Below are 17,336 nucleotides of genomic sequence, written 5' to 3' on the forward strand. Positions count from 1 at the left end.
TCATTCAAAGGAATTCAATCAGATTATATTATATGACCGCGCGAAAACAAAACTTATCTGTTCTTTTTAAGCCTTATCATGCATGTCAGGGGGATGGCCAGCAGGATCGCAACACCGCCTTGGATAAGATTGAACACCACAGACCCCAACGCAGCTTCCATTCCGTACATCATGGTCTCAAATGCAAAGTAACCGCCGGCCATGATGAGTTCCGCGGCGATACCCGCCAGGATCCTCAGGAGGATATCTCTTATGCTCTTCCCTTTTGCATGCTTCATTATCAGTGCCGCCGTGAGACCCATGAGGCCCTTGATGATGAATGTCGGCGCGATATACACGGGATACCCTGCTATGAGGTCACCCAGCGCGGAACCGATTGCTGCGGGGAAAAACGCGGCAGGACCGATGAAATAAGATGCTATGAGGATCACGCCGTCACCCAGGTTGATAAATCCGAGTGCCGTCGGGATACGCAGCTCCGTACCGATAAACACGAGCGCGGCAAGGATACCGCATTCTGCAATGATGCGGAGATTTGATCCTGATCTGTTCTTCCTCGTATTATCAGCCATAATGTTTATCTCATGAAACTTCGGATATCAACGGGAGCCGTGCATATCTTCGACGCACCGTTTTCCATAAGGAAATCACGCGTCCTGTATCCCCAGGTGCAGCTGATGATATCCATACCGCTGTTTTCGGCAGTTCTGATATCTATGTCAGAATCTCCGATATAGACAGTGTCGCCGTTTTCGACACCTAAAGCAAACAGGCACTTTTCAACAGGTTCATAAGAGGGTTTGCGTTCCACACCCTCGACCGATCCCCTCACATAATCAAAAAGACCGGGGAAGAAATGCTCTATGAGCTTTTGTGAAGGTTCGTCGTCCTTATTGGTGACACATGCAAGCATCATGCCGTCAGATTTAAGACGGATAAGTTCTTCCGTTATCCCGTTATAAGGGAAAGTCTTTTCCAGATAGTGCGAATTATAGTAAGCGATGTAATCCTTGAGCAGTTTTTGCTTGAGTTCTTCCGTATATTCACCGGGGTCTGCCGTAAGGCTCCTTTCTATGAGTTTTACGACACCGTTGTTGATGAACGAACTGACCTGGTCTTCTGTCTGCGGTGCAAGACCGTTCATACGGCGCGCGGCATTGAGACTCTGAGCAAGCCCTCCCAATGTGTTAAGGAGAGTTCCGTCAAGATCAAAACATGCCAGCCTGTATCTCATAGTGTTCCGCTTTCCAAGGTTGCCCTTTCCGGACAACTCGCGCCCATTTTAGCACGAATATGCTTTCATTCAAGCACACGATTATAGAAATGCACGGCATCTAATGCTAACATTGTGTCGAAAAGAATTCTTATCTTAAGGAGTAATACATGGCTATCATCAAGTTTAATACAATGACTTTCGGCACACACGAGACCGTTGCCGTAGTAGCGGGAGTCACACAGGCAGCCACCGCCAATAACAAGCCCATGATGAAGGTCACTTTAAATGACGGCACGGATAACGTTACCGCCCTGATCTTCGATACGACCAAGAAAGACCTGACAGCAGGCGGCATCACCGAAGGCACTACCGTGGCAGCCACGCTCGAAGTGACTGAATACAAGGGCAACAAGAGTTATAAGATAACAAACATCACTCCCGTAAAGCTTTCAGAGGATGAACTGAGGGAACTCATCAAGCTTCCTCCGATCGAGCCCGCAAAGCTCGTTAACGACACCATAATGCTCATCAAGAAGTCATCGGGAAGAGAATACGACATGACTGTTTTAGAGGTCCCTGCAGATGATTTCTCGCTCACGGCTCTCGCCGTAAGGTTGATCCTCGGAAACATCAAGGCTTTCACAAAGTCTTCTGCCGCCAAATCCATGCACCATGACTTATACGGCGGACTCGCTTATCACACATACAGAATGGTAAAGACAGCATTCGCGGTCTGTGACATATATACGCTCCTCAACCGCGAACTCCTTGTATGCGGCACGGCTCTTCACGACATCGGAAAGCTCGTCGAGATGAAGACATCCGATACGGGCATCGCCACATATACCGACATGGGCAATCTCTTCGGCCATCCCCTGCTCGGCATCGAGATGATCGACCATGAAGTCTGGAGACAGGATCAGGCCATCGGCGGCAAGTCCTATAACAGAGAACAGGTCGCCATGGTCAAGCACATGATAGCTTCACATCACGGACAGCAGGAATGGGGCGCCATCAGGGTCCCTTCGACACCTGAAGCCATGATGCTCCACGAGATAGACATGATCGATTCACGCATGTACATGTACGAAGATGCGTTCGGAAGCATGATGCCCGGATCATCAAGCGATCCGATCTTCGGCATCGCAGGCGACGGAAAGAGCGTTATCTACAAGAATTCGTTCAGCGACTACACCTGAGTTCTGAATCCAGGCATTCACCCGTAGCTTACGCAGTACAGTCCCTCTGTGTCATAGTAGTAGAGCATCTTTCCGTCCTCATCAAGATAACTGTATATGGATGAGTACGAGAAATTGTAATTCTGCTGCGGCGCCTCAAATGAGACATTGGAAAACTTTGCCCAGTATTTCGGAAGCAGGGGCGCCGTCAGATCGTCCACGGGACACCCGTCGTCTATCCTGTTTTTGTCGGTCATCATCAGCCTGACGCTGCTCAAATTCTTCGACAGGCATCGTGTACCATATCTTCCCCACACCGTTCTCAAAAGGAGCAGTCCCGTCTTCACTCTTTGACGTAACCTTCATGCAGGCGGCAGGAAACAATTCCGCGAAAGTTACGGGGTCCGTTGCCCAGTCATATGCATTTCCATTATCCCCCGATAATATGGACATAATATTGCCCGACTTGATTGCCGGGCAACTCTGATGAGATTATACATTCTTTCTATTACACTCAGGTGTCTTTATAATATTTACCGCTTCATTGCCTGAATCTTCTCATTCATCTTTTCCGCTTCTTTTTTGTAATAGCGCATAAAGCAGAACCAGATAACGAATGCCACTACCAGCTGTATTGCTGCGACTATGAGCCCCTGGGCAATTGTGGCCGAACCTCCGAACCAGCCTACGGCATAAGCCACTACCGTATAGATCACGCATCCTATCCCCATGTGGATGACCACTTTTATCGGCTGCGGGAGCTTATCACTGTTATAAACCACTGTCGGCACACCGAACCCGAGTCCTACTATTGCGCTGCCTGCCACCATCTTTGTAAAACTGTATCCTTCAAGACTGAAGTTCCCGCCGTAAATTATGTCAAAGACGATCCCCGCCAGACAGAATATCGTCAGAGCCATACCTATGCTGATCACTGTACTCTTGACCAGATCTTTGATTATCTTATTCATCTTATTCATCTCCTTATAATCCCAGATATTTCTTGAATTCCGGCAGATACTTTCTCGACACGTAATCCTTGCTGCCGTTCTTGAGTTTCAGCAGCAGCGTACCGCTGAAACCGGGCTCTATACTGTCCATATATGACAGGTTGATAAGCGTCGTCTTCGAGATCTGCATGAACTGCTTTCCAAGCTGGTCAGCAAGTTCATAGAGCCTTTTGCGTGAGCGGTATCTCTGCTTTGCACCGTATATGGCCGTATCCCCGTCCTCTACCCTTACCATGTAGATATCCTTCGGCTGCAAAACAACGATATCCTCCTCGTTCTGCAGTGCCGTGACCGGAGTCTCGCTGTTGCTGAAAACATCGATCATGCGCTGGATCTCATCTGTCACCTTATCCGTGTGTATGACAGCAAACGGTTCCCTGTATTCCGCCGAAATGTCTATATTCACTTTCATCTGCTGAAAGCCTCCCGATAAATATGCCTCTATGTTACATCAAACGTCCTTTTTGAACGATGCAAACTTCCAGAACTCATAGACGGTCATGAAAACGGAAGCCAGCAGGAACCACACCATGAGCACGCGGAAGGCATAAGCCATATATGCAACATAACCTACAGTCGCAAGCGATGTTATAGCCGCCGTCAGGTGCCACCATTTGCTCTTCATGAATCTCCTGATCATCCTGATCACCTCCTTTTTTGCTTGTGGCCACATAGTAGCAAAGGTTTAGAGACCCGTGTTGCGAAATGAGGTAAGTGGCAGAATTTCGAAGGTGAAATGCAAAATGAGCATGTGAAAAGAGATATAAAAAATCGGCAATTATCAGGCAGTGCCGAATAGTTTGCCGTATTTTAAGTGCATTGTGAAGGAAAAAACTTGCAAAATTGTGGCATAGCCGAATCTTTGCCGAAAAAATATAGCTACGAAATTCAGCAATCTACAGCAACTGCCACTATTATGAATAATGAAGGGCTATCTCATTTTGAGACAACCCTTTCGCTTTAAAACAATTTAATATTCTGTAATATCACTTCCAGTGATCGAGTTCTGAAAGAAACCCGTCATACTGAACGCGGCGCTCGTCATCAGGAAGATTCTCAGGATTCGGCATGTGGCCGATCAGGAATTCGATGAGCATATCCTTTGACTTATATACGAAGTCGCCGTCTGTGTAGCACCATGTGCAGTAATCCTCGTTAAAGCTCCTGTCAGGCTCTCTGCTGATCATTGAATCTTCCGAAAGGGGCATTCCGCAGCACTGGCAGATGAGCTTTCTGGGACTTCCCAAAAGAGTGTTGATCGAGATGTCGAACTCCCTGGATAAGATCTTGAGAGTCTCCGTATTAGGCTGTGTCTCGCCCAATTCCCAACGGCTGACCGCCTGTCTTGTGACCATGAGCTTTTCGGCCATCTGATCCTGTGTCATGTTGTTGTCTTCACGAAGTTTCTTGAGTATGTCTTTCGTTTCCATAAAACTATCTCCTTTCCGTTTCATGGCTTAAGTATGTTACTTAACCGGAACGAAAACAAGCAACTTGCTGTTGCTCTCATCATATGGATCTTTATCCAAACAGGATACTTTAAAGCTGAAGAGATTGCAAAAGCCGTTATGTTGGGCTTAAATCATTACAGAATAATTTTCGAAAGGATCAACATAAATGGAAAAGATAAAGGCAAACGCTCATTACTGTATTCATTTCGGTTCAGTAAAGGAATTCTACGAAGCAACAAGAGAAGATAACATGGAACAGCTCGCAGATGCCATATACAGATGCGTCCATCCTTCAAAAAAGGAAATAACCGAAACCGCCAAAAACAGCAGCGAATACTTATCCTGGATGAAATCTCTTCCCGACTTCGCATTTCTCCTGTATAGTCCGAACGAATATCACAAGGCAGTCGAAGAAGACAAAAAGAGATTTGATGCGGTTATCGATGATCTGGTCAGCAGCATTAAAGACCTTGCGGATGAGCGCTTTAATGCCGTCGGATTCATGGGCGAGCCTACCGTGCCTCTGATAAAATCGGATTTTAACAGTAAGATCGACGGCTCTGTCCCCGGACTGAAAGAGATAATCCAGACAGATGATGTCACCCAAAAACTTAAACTTGATTCCGGAGTGGACATATTCCTGGAATATCCGTTATCGACCGGCAAAAACGGACAGCCTTTCAGATGCGACGTGATACTTCACCGCAGAGACAACAAAGAGAACGAAAACTACGTTATCATCGATCTTAAGCAGTATACGGAAGGATTTACCCCAAATGACTTAACTCATATTCAAAACCAGATACATTATCCGGATCATTTAAAGGCGGAAAAACCTGATGCCAATGTCGCATTCTACTTCTATCAGCATATTCAAATGTACAACAACGGGTATTTCTTCAACCTGATAAAGACAATGGACGGCTACGAGGAGAAAAAGGACAGGCTCGGTGTTTATACAAGAGCTTATTGCGGGAACTTAATAAACAGGCTGAACGCCTTGCTGTAAGAAACCTTATCTGTCAAGGAATTATAAATCATTAATTAGGTCAATACATGTCATAGTGATATAATTTCAAAAACAGAAATGAGCATCTTCCGATATCCAACCCTAGAAAGGAGATTGATTCAATGAATTTCTTATATGATTTTCTTATTGAATTTGTTGCTGCCTTTTTGGGGTTTTTATTTGCTATTGTATTCTCAGGAATCAACGCAAAATACGAAGCCAGGAAAAAGCTGAAACTTATTATCAACGGAATCAAAAACGAATTGCAGGACATTCATGATTCGTTGAATGAATATATAGATAATAAAGTAATCATGAAACACAGGATCGCCATACCGACTTGGGATTCCCTTCAATTTGCAGGCGGAGTGTTGGATCTGTTAGAGAAACCATATTATGATGATCTGCTGACTGTATATTCTGAGATCAAGATTTTTAACGAAGAACGCTTTTCCATGAGGGACAAAGAAATAATGAACGAACTTGAATCTATAGTAAAGAATTCACAAACTGTCTTGAACGCAATAGAAAAGGAGAATGCAAATGGCTAGAATCCCAAGTATTAATGACAGCATCAAAGGCGACATCGAATCTTACGGCGACTCCGTTGAGCAATTTGTGTATGAGAATGGCAGCCGTTATGAGGAAGCATTCTCCGGATTTTTAATGTCCTACGTTAAAGATGATCCGATATTGAAGAATTTTTATATACGCTTTGTATTTGAATGCGAGATCATTAAGATCGTCATAGATAAGCAAACCAAGATCAATCTTTCGCGATTGGAAATGCTTGTAGATAACATGGAAACAGCTCCCAACACTGAGATACTGGCTGTTTATGATTCGCAATTCCACCAGGAACTGTTTGATATTGCAGACAGAGAAGAATTCTTTGACTGGTTCAGGCTGCAATCCAAAGACCTGTCAACTTTTTTGTCCGGATTTTGGAAGGCAATCGGATATGGCACAGATTATTATCATGAATTGCTGATCATACACAAAGAGATCTTCAATGCGGTTAAAGAGAAAAACAAGGATAAGGCAGTTGAAATGATGGAGAGACATTTTTCCATCCTGTTATTCCAACTCCTGGGGACAATGTTCTCTCAAAGGAAGAACTGATAACTTTTTTATTTTGTTTCGTCTTTCCTGAAACTCACGCGGATCGACAGCACGCCGTCCTTGAAATCTGACTCGATCGTGCCGCCGTTCTTTGATATGAGCTCTTTTGCGATCGAGAATCCGAGGCCCGTCGAAGTGTTGCCTTCATTGACCGTGTAATAGCGGTCAAAGAGCTTTGCCGCAGATACCGGTGTAAGATTGGGAGCGGGATTGCTGAAGACCGCACAGGCGTTCTCATCCAGTTTTACGTCCAATGCGTTGTCCGCGTATTTGATTGCGTTGCTGATCAGGTTTTCGAAAATACGGTTCGCACTCTTCTTCTCACACAGCACATATACCGGATGATCGGGGAGCTCGATCTCAGGCTCTATCCCCTTTTCCTTGAACGCTGCATAGAACGAAAGTATGCACTCCTCGAGCACGCGGCAGATATCTATGGAGACTGACGGGACATCCGCATCCTGAACAGGGTATTTGGCCGGATCTGCGGATGTGCTGTATTTGAAAAGTTCATCCGCAAGTTCGCTCAATGAGAGCGTGCGGCTCTTGATGCGCTCGAGATACTGGGCTTTGAGCGTCTCGTCCTTCTCGTCTTCCATAAGGTCCAGATACGAATTGATCGCGGTAAGCGGAGTCCTGATGTCGTGTGAGATATTGGTAACAGCCTCAGCAACTTTGCGGTTGCCGTCATGATATGCATTGCGCTCATCCTGAAGGTTCTTGAGTTCCCTGTTGAGAGTCTCGGCAGTGCGCCTTGCATGAGGATCCGTGGTGGTAAGTGTGACCGGTATCTGAGTCTGCCCCTTCACCTGATCTTCGATGTTGTCGGTAAGCTCGTCATAGCCGCGCTTCAGCAGTACGATCTTAATGACCGCAGCCACGAGCGCTATCGCCAGGATGATGCATATGACTATCAGGATCTCCAAAGCCGTTATCCCCTTATTTTTATTGAGATAATGATACCACAAGGAAGGTTTATGTCAGTGAGTCTCACGTTTCCTGAATACCAGGATACCGGCCGTTGTGCTGAGCAAGATCCAGAAGAGGTCTGCAGCAAAGTTGATCGTCATTACCCCGTCACGGAAAAGCAGATAGTACGGGATATCAGTGTTTATGGTCAAAGCCGGATCCAGATATATCTGCGCGTACAGGACTGCCTTATAGAAAGGATCAAGTGTGCTTTCGTTATACTGATAGAGCGCCCTGTCACCGTAATACAAAGTGATGTCATACATCTCAAGATCGATCTTCTCGTAAAACACGTTGTTTCCCTTCTCGGCCCGTATCTTCCTGTATTCCTCAAAAAAAGCCTCATCCTTGTCAGCTTCCAATATATATGATGAATGCAGTTTCTCAACGGCTGAAGAATTCATCGATGTGAATAACGTGGCGGTAAGAAGAAAGCCCACAATAAATGATATGACTTTACTGGAACTGCCAAAAAGTGCTGCCAGGCTCAATGATGAAAAAACGAACAAAAGAAATATCCTTACGGCTAAAGACATCAGTATGAGCGGCATATACAGGGGCGGACTCCAATGATAGATCAAACAGAAAACCGCAAATATCACGATGTTAATCAGCATCAGCGCGATATCGATCACAAATGTAAACAGGAGCGACGAAAAATAGATCTTACTTTTCGAGTACCCGCAGGTAAGAAGATTCTTCAATGTTCCGTCACTGTAAAACCTTCCGAAAAACAACGGGATGAATATGATAATGATCATGCACGGAAAGAGGTGAAGTACCATAATGATCTTACCCAGGACCTGCTGTTCTTCCGAGACGAGATTAAACTCATCATGAAGCTTACGGTAAGCTTCATCCGGGACAGGCTCCCCATATAACCTGTATGCATCGGCAGCACTTACACCAAGGCTTTCGAAGCAATAATCCCGGACGTCGCCCCCGTCTATATTCACGACGCTTCCGTTCCATTCCCTTGTAATGGAAGCGCATGTGACCACAGCATCATCTGTTATCACATAAAAGATATATATCGAAGATACAATCAGCAAAGATAAAAGTGCCCATGTCTCAACACTCTTAAAAAGTCTGAAGAATAACCCTGATATAATCTTTTTCACGTCAAGACACCTGTAAACGCAACATTATAAGGAAAGACTCAGCAGTGTATTTCCCTCTTTCGGAATATAAGGAGCCCGCAGGCCGTGGATACCGTCAGCCATAAGACCGCGGTTATTGTATTAACCGTCAAAAGACCGTCGCGAGACACCAGATAAGGCGCTGCGTACCAATGGTTGGAAGCTACGGAATGTGATACCAGTGCCGGATCAAGATAGAGCATGCCAAGAATCACTTTGTTCAGGAGCGGATTGGACGGGGGATTTATCCCGAGCAACTCCTTATCTCCATAATAATATGTGTACGTAAACTGTGAATAATCGAACTTCTGTTCAATGTAATTCCAGCCTTTTTCCTGAATAATGGCTTTGGTCTCGTCAATAGCCTCCTGGCTGATCCCATAATTCTGATAGGAACTCTCGAGCACTACCATTGCTATCATCGAAGATGACGGGAATGCAAGATAGAGAGCCACAAGAAAACCAACCACGAACGATACGGTTTTCTTTGAACTTATGAAAAGTCCCGAAAGGCAGATAGAAGAAGCCATGAACATCATGAGAACTGCCAGGATGAGCATAGGAACAAGGACCGGCATATAAACAGGCGGTTTCCATTCATAATAAACACACCATACCGCAAACGCGGCAATATTGATGAGGAGCGCTATAAGATCGAGCACCATGGTAACGATCATGGATGAAAAAAGTATGCTGCCCCTTGTGTGGCCGCCTGCTATAAGGTTCTTGATCGTTCCGTCACTGAACATCCTTCCGAAAAAGAACGGAATGAAAAGGATGATCATTACAGTCGGCAACAGGTGAATCGAACCCATTGAGACAAACAGAAAGCGGATCTCCTGATCATAATAATTGTAGGTTCCTTCGAGTCTGTCAAAAACTGCCTGATCTATGGTCTCAACCCTTGCCCTGTAAGCATCTTCAACGCTTACGCCAAGATTCTCAAAACGGAATTGTTTAACGTTGCCGGCATTAACATCCAGCTCCACACCATTTAGTTCTTCACGTACGGTCTCATCGCTGTGGAGCATGTAAAGGTACATCTCATCATCCATCGCCTTATAATTGAAGAAGAGGGCGCATATTACAGTCAATGCAAGAAGGATCCAGATCTCAAAACCTCTGATCATTCTGAAAAACATTCCGGCGATGATCTTTTTCATGATTACTGATACTCCTTCTTCCCTATCGCTATAAGCCCTGCCGCAGAAGACAATGCAAATATCGTTCCTGCCGCAATGGCTTCCTGCGGGAAACTGTTCTCATTTACGATAAACTCATAACTGTAAGGACTGGTCTCACTGATGAAGGTAAAGATCTTCCTGGCGGTCCCTCCAACATAATCCGGATTCTCTTTCCACGCTACTTCTCCGGTCTCTTCATCCACATAGCTGTATCTGTAAGGCTCATCCAATTGAGACTGGATAAATATCGTTCCGAACATAAGACAAGGGATCATTAACAGAGAGACTATCAGTGCGAGCAGCTTAGTGCTCAGGAAAAACTGCAAAAGCGTGTATAAAGATGCGAAAGCAAGACTTATGACCAGCACCTGTGAAAAGATGCCAAAAAGAAAACTGCTGATCCTGACGTCAGATTTTACAGGTACAAACTTTGCAAAAAGGAAGAATATGCCTGTCATGATAAAGAGCGAGAACAAAGATGAGAGCACAGTAACTATCAGGTCTGCCAGATATATGTAAACTCTTGATATGCCCGTCGATATCTTGTTGTTTATAGTACGGAAAGATATGTCATTTCCGGTAAACATAGCCGAGAAGATCGCGGTTGCAAACGGCATGATGTAGACGAGTTTCAGGATGCATGTCATGACAAAGGAATTGGAAAGAAACCTCGGTCTTTTGAACATGTAAAGCATGAGATCCGACGAACATGTCTGGAAGATCACAAAAAGTCCCAGGACTACGGAAAAGATCATGATCTTGATCCAAAGTCCCGTGCGGAAGAATCTGAAAAAAGCTGACTTTAGAGCCCTGCTCATGAGATCCCGTCCTTCTTTGCCACGAGATTCATGAAGTATCCTTCAAGACTCTCGTTGTTTTCTGTGATGCTGACGACTTCAACGCCCGCCTCATTTGCAAGGCTTATAATCCTGCTCGCGGTGATGTCGGAATAGATGTCCATATCAGCATCATCTTCGACCTTGTAATCGATCCCTTCACGGTCGAATACAGGACACAGAAGTTCTGTTGACGAGACTTTGAGCCTCGACGCTTTGCGCACCTTGCTCATAAGCTCGCTGCTGCTCAAAGTCTGGAGTATCTCGCCCTTCTCTATGAATGCGTAGTGTGTTGCAAGCTTCGACAATTCCTCAAGGATATGGCTCGAGATGAGGATCGTCGTATGCTTCTCGTGATTGATCCTTAAAAGTATCTCTCTCATCTGTATGATGCCCTGGGGATCAAGTCCGTTTATGGGCTCATCAAGGATGAGGATGTCGGGATTGCCGCAAAGGGCTACTGCTATGCCGAGTCTCTGCCTCATACCCAGAGAGAACTTGCCGGCCTTTTTCTTACCCGTATCATTAAGTTCGACAAGATCCAGCAGATCATTTATGGTATCGAAAGACGTCATTCCGAGGTTGATATATTGGAGTTTTAAATTGTCGTATGCTGAAAGGTTCTTATAGATCGCAGGGCTCTCGATTATCGATCCCATCCTTCTTCTGACCGTAAGGATCTTGCGGTCACTGCTCTTTATTCCGCCCAGGCTGTATGTTCCCGAAGTAGGTTCGGCAAGGCCCGTGAGTATCCTCATCAGAGTCGTCTTTCCGGCGCCGTTCCTTCCGACGAGTCCGAAGATCGAGCCTGTCGGTATCTCCAGTGTTACGTTCCTTAAGACGTGTGCTTTACCGTAATTCTTACACAGATCCCTGGTCGAAAGTACATTTTCCATTTATGATTCTCCTTTGAGCTTGAAACCTATGCCCCATACGGCTTCAACATATTCGGTATCGGTTACTTCTTTTATCTTCTTTCTGAGATTGCTTACATGTACCTTTACGGAACTCTCGGTACAATCCGGAGTCTCGGTCTTTATGAGGTCCAGCAGTTCGGACTTTGATATTACGCGTCCGCCTCCCGTTGCGAGCATCTTCAGGATCGCGTATTCGGTCCTCGTCAGTTTTAATTCTTTTCCTTCTATGGTTACCTCATGTTTATCGGTATCGATCTGCATCTCGCCGCACTTTATAAGATTGCTTTTCTTCTTACCTTCCGCGGTGCGTAGCGCTGCCACGACCCTCGCCTTCAGTTCTTTTATGTCGAAAGGTTTTGTTATGTAATCAACGCATCCGCTGGTTAAAAGAGAGACCTTATCGTCTATCGAAGATCTTGCACTCACTGCGATTACAGGCGTCTCTTTAGGGATATGCGTAAGCAGTTCTTCACCCGTTAGACCCGGAAGCATCAGATCCATGAGGATGAGGTCAGGATTTTGGGCCAGCATCACACGTCCTTCCGTGCCTGTAACGGCTCGGATGACTTCATAGCCGTCCTTTGAGAGTTCTCTTTGAAGGACTGCACCGATATCTTCATCATCTTCTACGATCAATATTCTGCTCATGTAAAAATCTTATTCCTAAACCTTTGCTAAATCAATTTGAGCAGTTAAATGTTACCTGAATCTTAACTCTTTTATCGCCGGTATTGGTTTACAATATGCTCATGAGAAAAGAGCATTTCAGAAAGTTTATTTCATTATCAATGGCATTGCTTTTCGCGGCATCTTCAGCTTCATGCTCATCCAAAAAGCATGAGAATAAGATCATTAAGGAAAGCGATACATGGTACGAGTGTAATTCTTTCGAGATATCCAATCTCTATCCCAAAGATAAATACGATTATTCGGAATTCGAGACCGCAGGAACGATAGACGACTGCATCTATATGAGAGTGCAGGCCATGAAGAGTTATGAAGGCGATAGCAAGAACATGACCGAAGAGGAATATCTCAATTCATTTGAGACTTCGATCCTTAAGTTCTCATTCGACGGCGAACTTCTGGAAAAGACCGACTATCACTCCGTCGCTGACAACGGGGTATACAAAGTTCTCCAAAAAGCCTGGGTATCTGACGGCAGGCTCAACACTCTCGAGGAAAACTATGTCGCCGACACAGGAAAGATAACCTATTTCCTTAACGGCGAGGAAATTACGGTTTCGGAAAACAAATACGATTACTATTACCAATCCCTGTTCATCGATGACATATACACCATAAACGGTTATACGTTATACACTTCCGGATATCACGGTGCTTCGCTCAACATAATCAATCCTGACGGTTCCGTAGACGAGATCTACCTTTATGAAGCAGTTAACGGCGGAGTGGAACAAACAGGCCGGTTCATCCAGGGAGAAAACGGGACAGTTATCCTGCCGGTATACACTTCATCTTATGAAGAAGTATTCATTTCGATAGATCCCGTAACAAAGGAAGTCACTGAATTGGAAGGTCTTTACGGCACATCAGGTTTTTGGGTCGAATACGCATCCGGAAAATCCATAGCCAGAGACTTCAGCGGTTTTAATCTCGTGGATCAGGAAACCGGTGAACTGACACTCCTGTTCGATTACAACGATGTGGACGAATCTCTGTCTGACATAATGGAAGCCGAATGTTTCTACGTTTCAGAGAACGGCGATGAGTTGATCCTCGGCATAGAAACAGCGGTCAACACAGGCCGTTACACCACTGAATGGGGATATAAGATAATGCATCTTTCCAAAGCAGCTTCCAATCCTAATGCGGGAAAGACAGAACTTATCCTTACCACTACAGGAGACTACTACTTCCCTGATGAATCTGATTTCCATGCGATCAGACAGTACAACAAAAGCAACGGCTCATACTTCATAAAAAACATAATGCCATACGAGGGTATCAGCGATGACATGCCCGTCTACAAAGACGTCGACGCGGATATATTCCTTGCATATGAACCCTCAATGGATCCTTCCGACAGCAACCGTTATATCGATCTGGCACAATACATCGATCTGAACAGCGACAGTTTCAAAGAAGAATATTTTACGAACGCGGTAGATGCCGCAAAGGCCGGTGATGCTTTATACCGTGTACCTCTCGACATATCAGCTGAGGGGATCCTCACCGCTTCTTCCAATGTTCCACAGGGACAAAAGGGATTTACTTTTGATTCCTATGTTAAGTTCGTCGATGAGGTATGCAACGGCACCGATCCCATGACTAAGACAGCCGGATATAAGATGGGTAAGGCTGAATACTTCACAAGACTATTCACGAACATGAGCGAGTTGTTTATCTACGACGGAAAGGTTCACTTAGACGGTGATGATTTCCGTGCGCTCGCTGAGTATGTTGATAAGTACGGCACGGAAGATGCGGAGATCGAACAGGATGAATATTACGATTCGCTCATAGAGGAACACAATCTCGCCGTCGCACAGGTAATGGAGGCAATTGACGACAGAAATGCACAGCTCGAAGGACGGAGCGGTGCTGTCTACGGCAATCTCTATTCATTCGACACTTATGTTGACTGCTATCTTCTTTACGGAAACGGAATAGGCATGTACGGTCTCCCTTCATTCGACGGAAGAGGCCCGATGACCGTATCTCACTGTTTCGTAAGCGTTTCCGCAGCCACAAACCATCCCGAAGCATGCGCGGATTTTGTAAAGCTCCTTCTGTCATACGATATCCAGAAGACCAGAACCGGCAATCCGATCAACCGAAAAGCATTAAGAACAGACTGTGAGGAAGTGCTCGCAGAATACAACAGGATGCTCTCTAACGGTGGCCTGAGCTATTACCATTATTCCGGAGAGGTTCCTGAAGAGGCAATCGACAACTATATCAACATATTGTCTTCCTCATACGGCGGGATGAACGCAGGAAGCGCAATAGAAGATATTATCAGAGAAGAAGCTTATTCATATTTCAGCGGCGGACGTTCACTCGATGATGTCATACCCGTTATGCAGAAGCGCATCCAGACGGTTCTTGACGAAAATAAATAATATGGTCAGCTGACATTACTGCTGATTCTCTTTAGCCCATTCTCTTAAGAAATCGGCTACTGCATCTTCATCATTGCTTCCTATAACAGCAGTGGCAGCTTCCTTCAGTTCATCTATGGCATTGGAGACCGCATAAGCCTCATCGGCTGCCTTAAACATCGGGAGATCGTTTATAGAGTCACCGAATACGATTATCTTTTCAAAACCGTATCTCTCTTTAAGCTTCAGGATGGACTTTGCTTTAGTACAGTTCTGGGGACATATCTCGAGCCAGTATTCGTCCCTGTAGATATCTTTCGAGAACACGCTCTCCCAGCCGTTGTATTTCCTGACCTTTTCATAGAGGGGAGCGATATAGTCCTTGCTTCCTATCAGTGTGACATAGCCGGGATGACCTGTGAACATTTCATCAAAACCTGTTGCGGGCACGGTACCGGGATCGTCCTTATAGTAATCGAGATAACCCTGAAACTCAGGCGTGTGTTCTGCAGGAAGAAACATCTTGAACATCATGTCGCCGTCAAAGCATGAGACAAAACCGCATGCCGGGAGCTCAGGAAGCATCTCTTTTAAAAGTTCTACCTCAGCTTCAGTGAACACCGACTTTTCAAGACACTTTCCCGTTCCGTTATCGGCAAGCACGCAGCCGTTGCGTGTTATTACAGGAAGCTTCAGATCGAGATTTCCTGTTATCGTCCTGGCGCTTACTATTGAACGCGCAGTCGCATATGTAAAAGACAAGCCATTCCCGACAAGCTCATTGATTATCCTTACAGTACTATTGGAGACCGTAAGGTCACTATGCATCAGTGTCCCGTCAAGATCAGTAACGAAAAGGACTTTCCCGTTTATCTTACACATAATCTTATTTCTGCTTCTCGAAAACGATCAGGCCGCATTCCGTCGGGTGATCTAAAAGGACAACATCCTTACCGTTCGTCTTATAACGAAGGAGCATTCCCGTGATGAGGATGTCTCCGCATCCTCCGAGCACCTGCATAAGGCCTACCAAAAGGAGCACGGGGCTCGCAATTATTATCGCTACAATGCTTACCACGACACCAAGTATCGTCAGGGGCATCATGGAGCCGAAGACATACGCGCCCTTTGAGAGCGGAGAACGGCAGTAACAATAAGGCGTGAGCTTTTCTTTAATGAAACCGTACTCTATATCCTTCATGTGATGCTCAGCGCTGATGCCCCAACTCAAACCGTGAATCCATTCATGTACGATAGCAAGGGGAATTATGGATAATCCTGCAAGGACAATGGATACGCCTGTCCAAAGAGAATGATCTTTTATCACTTCCCTTACGGGTTCAAAACCGTACAGGATAAGGAATACTGCTATCAGAACGACCATTATGGGCAGAACGAGAAGAGGTCCTACAAGATTTGCCTTCTCTATGCTGATGGTCAGATCCTTTCTGACATAACCTTCCTGCTTCAGTTTTTCTTCGGTGACGGCAAATGCCTCCACCCTCTTCTTCTCGGCTTCGGAAAGATTTCTTTCCTGCTTAACAGTCTCATTTGTCTTTTCTTTGTTTTCCGAACCCATAAAGTTCCTTACCTTCAACCCTCTGTTACTTATAATCGTCCACGTCGAATTTTCTGTCGCGGAAATAAAAATCCCTGTCTGCTTCTGTGATCTCCCTTACCACACGGCAGGGATTGCCGTAAGCGAGCATATTGTCGGGAATATCCTTTGTAACAACACTTCCGCCGCCTATAACGACGTTATTGCCGATCGTGACACCGGGACATACCAGAACATTTCCGCCTATCCACACGTTATCTCCGATGGTTATGTCAATACCGTATTCATATCCCGAATTGCGCGTCTCCGGATGCAGAGGATGCCCCGCAGTGCATATCTGGACATTCGGACCGCACATGAAATTATCTCCTATGCGCACCTTGCCTACATCGAGAATGATGAAGTTGTAGTTTGCAAAAAAGCCCGTTCCGACTTCGATGTTGTATCCGTAATCACAGTGGAAAGGCGACTCGATATTAAGATAACCTTCCTTTGTCTTTCCCAGGATCTCACGGAGGAGTTTTTCCCTCTCCTCTACGGCATCCGGCGGGAGATTGTTATATGCAAAGACCTTTTTCTTGCATTCCATGCGCTCTTCGCTAAGACCGTCGAGCCAGGATCTGTACGGAAGATTTGCGAGCATTCTTTCTTTGTGATTCATAGCAACATCTCCTTTTCAAAA

The 17,336-nt window shown here is 45.4% G+C and carries 21 protein-coding genes; 5 read left to right on the forward strand and 16 right to left on the reverse strand.

Annotated elements, in window-relative coordinates:
* Positions 1-53: 53 nt before the first annotated feature.
* Both BO18_RS18860 and BO18_RS18865 read right to left on the reverse strand, forming a co-directional pair.
* A complete protein-coding gene (locus tag BO18_RS18860) occupies positions 54-572 on the reverse strand; it encodes an ECF transporter S component (RefSeq protein ID WP_051688941.1) in 519 nt (172 codons plus the stop codon).
* A 5-nt stretch (positions 573-577) separates the two neighbouring features.
* A complete protein-coding gene (locus BO18_RS18865) occupies positions 578-1,234 on the reverse strand; it encodes an HAD family hydrolase (RefSeq protein WP_034448955.1) in 657 nt (218 codons plus the stop codon).
* 149 nt (positions 1,235-1,383) lie between these two features.
* Here BO18_RS18865 and BO18_RS33090 point away from each other — a divergent pair, with 149 nt between their 5' ends.
* Positions 1,384-2,415 (forward strand): HD domain-containing protein, encoded by a 1,032-nt coding sequence (locus BO18_RS33090; RefSeq protein WP_051688942.1) that lies wholly within the window; start codon positions 1,384-1,386, stop codon positions 2,413-2,415.
* A gap of 17 nt (positions 2,416-2,432) precedes the next feature.
* Here BO18_RS33090 and BO18_RS18875 read toward each other — a convergent pair whose 3' ends face one another.
* From BO18_RS18875 to BO18_RS18895, 5 genes are all read right to left on the reverse strand, one after another.
* Positions 2,433-2,741 (reverse strand): hypothetical protein, encoded by a 309-nt coding sequence (locus tag BO18_RS18875; protein ID WP_185752511.1) that lies wholly within the window; start codon positions 2,739-2,741, stop codon positions 2,433-2,435.
* A gap of 186 nt (positions 2,742-2,927) precedes the next feature.
* Positions 2,928-3,365 carry a DUF3021 domain-containing protein gene (locus tag BO18_RS18880; RefSeq protein WP_034448957.1) on the reverse strand — a complete coding sequence of 146 codons (438 nt, stop codon included), beginning with the start codon at positions 3,363-3,365 and terminating at the stop codon, positions 2,928-2,930.
* Between the two features lie 13 nt (positions 3,366-3,378).
* Positions 3,379-3,816, reverse strand: a complete 438-nt coding sequence (locus BO18_RS18885) for a LytTR family DNA-binding domain-containing protein (protein ID WP_034448958.1) — start codon at positions 3,814-3,816, stop codon at positions 3,379-3,381.
* A gap of 39 nt (positions 3,817-3,855) precedes the next feature.
* Positions 3,856-4,044 carry a hypothetical protein gene (locus BO18_RS18890; protein WP_034448959.1) on the reverse strand — a complete coding sequence of 63 codons (189 nt, stop codon included), beginning with the start codon at positions 4,042-4,044 and terminating at the stop codon, positions 3,856-3,858.
* A gap of 346 nt (positions 4,045-4,390) precedes the next feature.
* Complete coding sequence (locus BO18_RS18895; protein WP_034448960.1) at positions 4,391-4,834, reverse strand: zinc ribbon domain-containing protein; 444 nt, start codon at positions 4,832-4,834, stop codon at positions 4,391-4,393.
* Between the two features lie 187 nt (positions 4,835-5,021).
* Between BO18_RS18895 and BO18_RS18900 the strand changes: the two genes are divergently transcribed.
* The 3 genes from BO18_RS18900 (at position 5,022) to BO18_RS18910 (ending at position 6,986) form a co-directional block, all read left to right on the forward strand.
* Positions 5,022-5,864, forward strand: a complete 843-nt coding sequence (locus BO18_RS18900; RefSeq protein ID WP_034448961.1) for a hypothetical protein — start codon at positions 5,022-5,024, stop codon at positions 5,862-5,864.
* Between the two features lie 122 nt (positions 5,865-5,986).
* Entirely contained in the window at positions 5,987-6,415 is a 429-nt protein-coding gene (locus BO18_RS18905; RefSeq protein ID WP_034448962.1) for a hypothetical protein, read from the forward strand.
* On the forward strand, positions 6,408-6,986 hold the full coding sequence (locus BO18_RS18910) for an FCD domain-containing protein (protein ID WP_034448963.1): 579 nt from the start codon (positions 6,408-6,410) through the stop codon (positions 6,984-6,986). Before BO18_RS18905 ends, BO18_RS18910 begins: the two co-directional genes overlap by 8 nt.
* An 8-nt stretch (positions 6,987-6,994) precedes the next feature.
* On the opposite strand, the gene BO18_RS18915 is transcribed toward BO18_RS18910, so the two are convergent.
* The 6 genes from BO18_RS18915 to BO18_RS18940 are packed head-to-tail and all read right to left on the reverse strand — an operon-like array spanning position 6,995 to position 12,679.
* Complete coding sequence (locus BO18_RS18915) at positions 6,995-7,912, reverse strand: sensor histidine kinase (RefSeq protein WP_034448964.1); 918 nt, start codon at positions 7,910-7,912, stop codon at positions 6,995-6,997.
* 54 nt (positions 7,913-7,966) lie between these two features.
* Complete coding sequence (locus BO18_RS18920) at positions 7,967-9,076, reverse strand: ABC transporter permease (protein ID WP_034448965.1); 1,110 nt, start codon at positions 9,074-9,076, stop codon at positions 7,967-7,969.
* Positions 9,077-9,114: 38 nt separating this feature from the next.
* A complete protein-coding gene (locus BO18_RS18925; RefSeq protein WP_034448966.1) occupies positions 9,115-10,257 on the reverse strand; it encodes an ABC transporter permease subunit in 1,143 nt (380 codons plus the stop codon).
* Positions 10,258-10,259: 2 nt separating this feature from the next.
* Complete coding sequence (locus BO18_RS18930) at positions 10,260-11,096, reverse strand: ABC transporter permease (protein WP_034448967.1); 837 nt, start codon at positions 11,094-11,096, stop codon at positions 10,260-10,262.
* Complete coding sequence (locus tag BO18_RS18935; RefSeq protein WP_034448968.1) at positions 11,093-12,010, reverse strand: ABC transporter ATP-binding protein; 918 nt, start codon at positions 12,008-12,010, stop codon at positions 11,093-11,095. Before BO18_RS18935 ends, BO18_RS18930 begins: the two co-directional genes overlap by 4 nt.
* Entirely contained in the window at positions 12,011-12,679 is a 669-nt protein-coding gene (locus BO18_RS18940) for a response regulator transcription factor (protein WP_034448969.1), read from the reverse strand.
* 101 nt (positions 12,680-12,780) lie between these two features.
* Here BO18_RS18940 and BO18_RS18945 point away from each other — a divergent pair, with 101 nt between their 5' ends.
* The gene (locus tag BO18_RS18945) at positions 12,781-15,117 is read left to right on the forward strand and encodes a hypothetical protein (protein WP_185752512.1); all 2,337 of its coding nucleotides are present in this window, start codon (positions 12,781-12,783) and stop codon (positions 15,115-15,117) included.
* Positions 15,118-15,132: 15 nt separating this feature from the next.
* Here BO18_RS18945 and BO18_RS18950 read toward each other — a convergent pair whose 3' ends face one another.
* From BO18_RS18950 to BO18_RS18960, 3 genes are read right to left on the reverse strand one after another with little or no spacing between them, the layout of a single operon-like run.
* Entirely contained in the window at positions 15,133-15,978 is an 846-nt protein-coding gene (locus BO18_RS18950) for an HAD family hydrolase (RefSeq protein WP_034448971.1), read from the reverse strand.
* A 4-nt stretch (positions 15,979-15,982) separates the two neighbouring features.
* Positions 15,983-16,675, reverse strand: coding sequence for a DUF3267 domain-containing protein (locus tag BO18_RS18955; RefSeq protein ID WP_034448972.1), 693 nt, complete (start codon positions 16,673-16,675; stop codon positions 15,983-15,985).
* Between the two features lie 25 nt (positions 16,676-16,700).
* On the reverse strand, positions 16,701-17,315 hold the full coding sequence (locus tag BO18_RS18960; RefSeq protein ID WP_034448973.1) for a sugar O-acetyltransferase: 615 nt from the start codon (positions 17,313-17,315) through the stop codon (positions 16,701-16,703).
* Between the last annotated feature and the right edge of the window lie 21 nt (positions 17,316-17,336).

Source organism: Butyrivibrio sp. AE2032 (assembly GCF_000702965.1).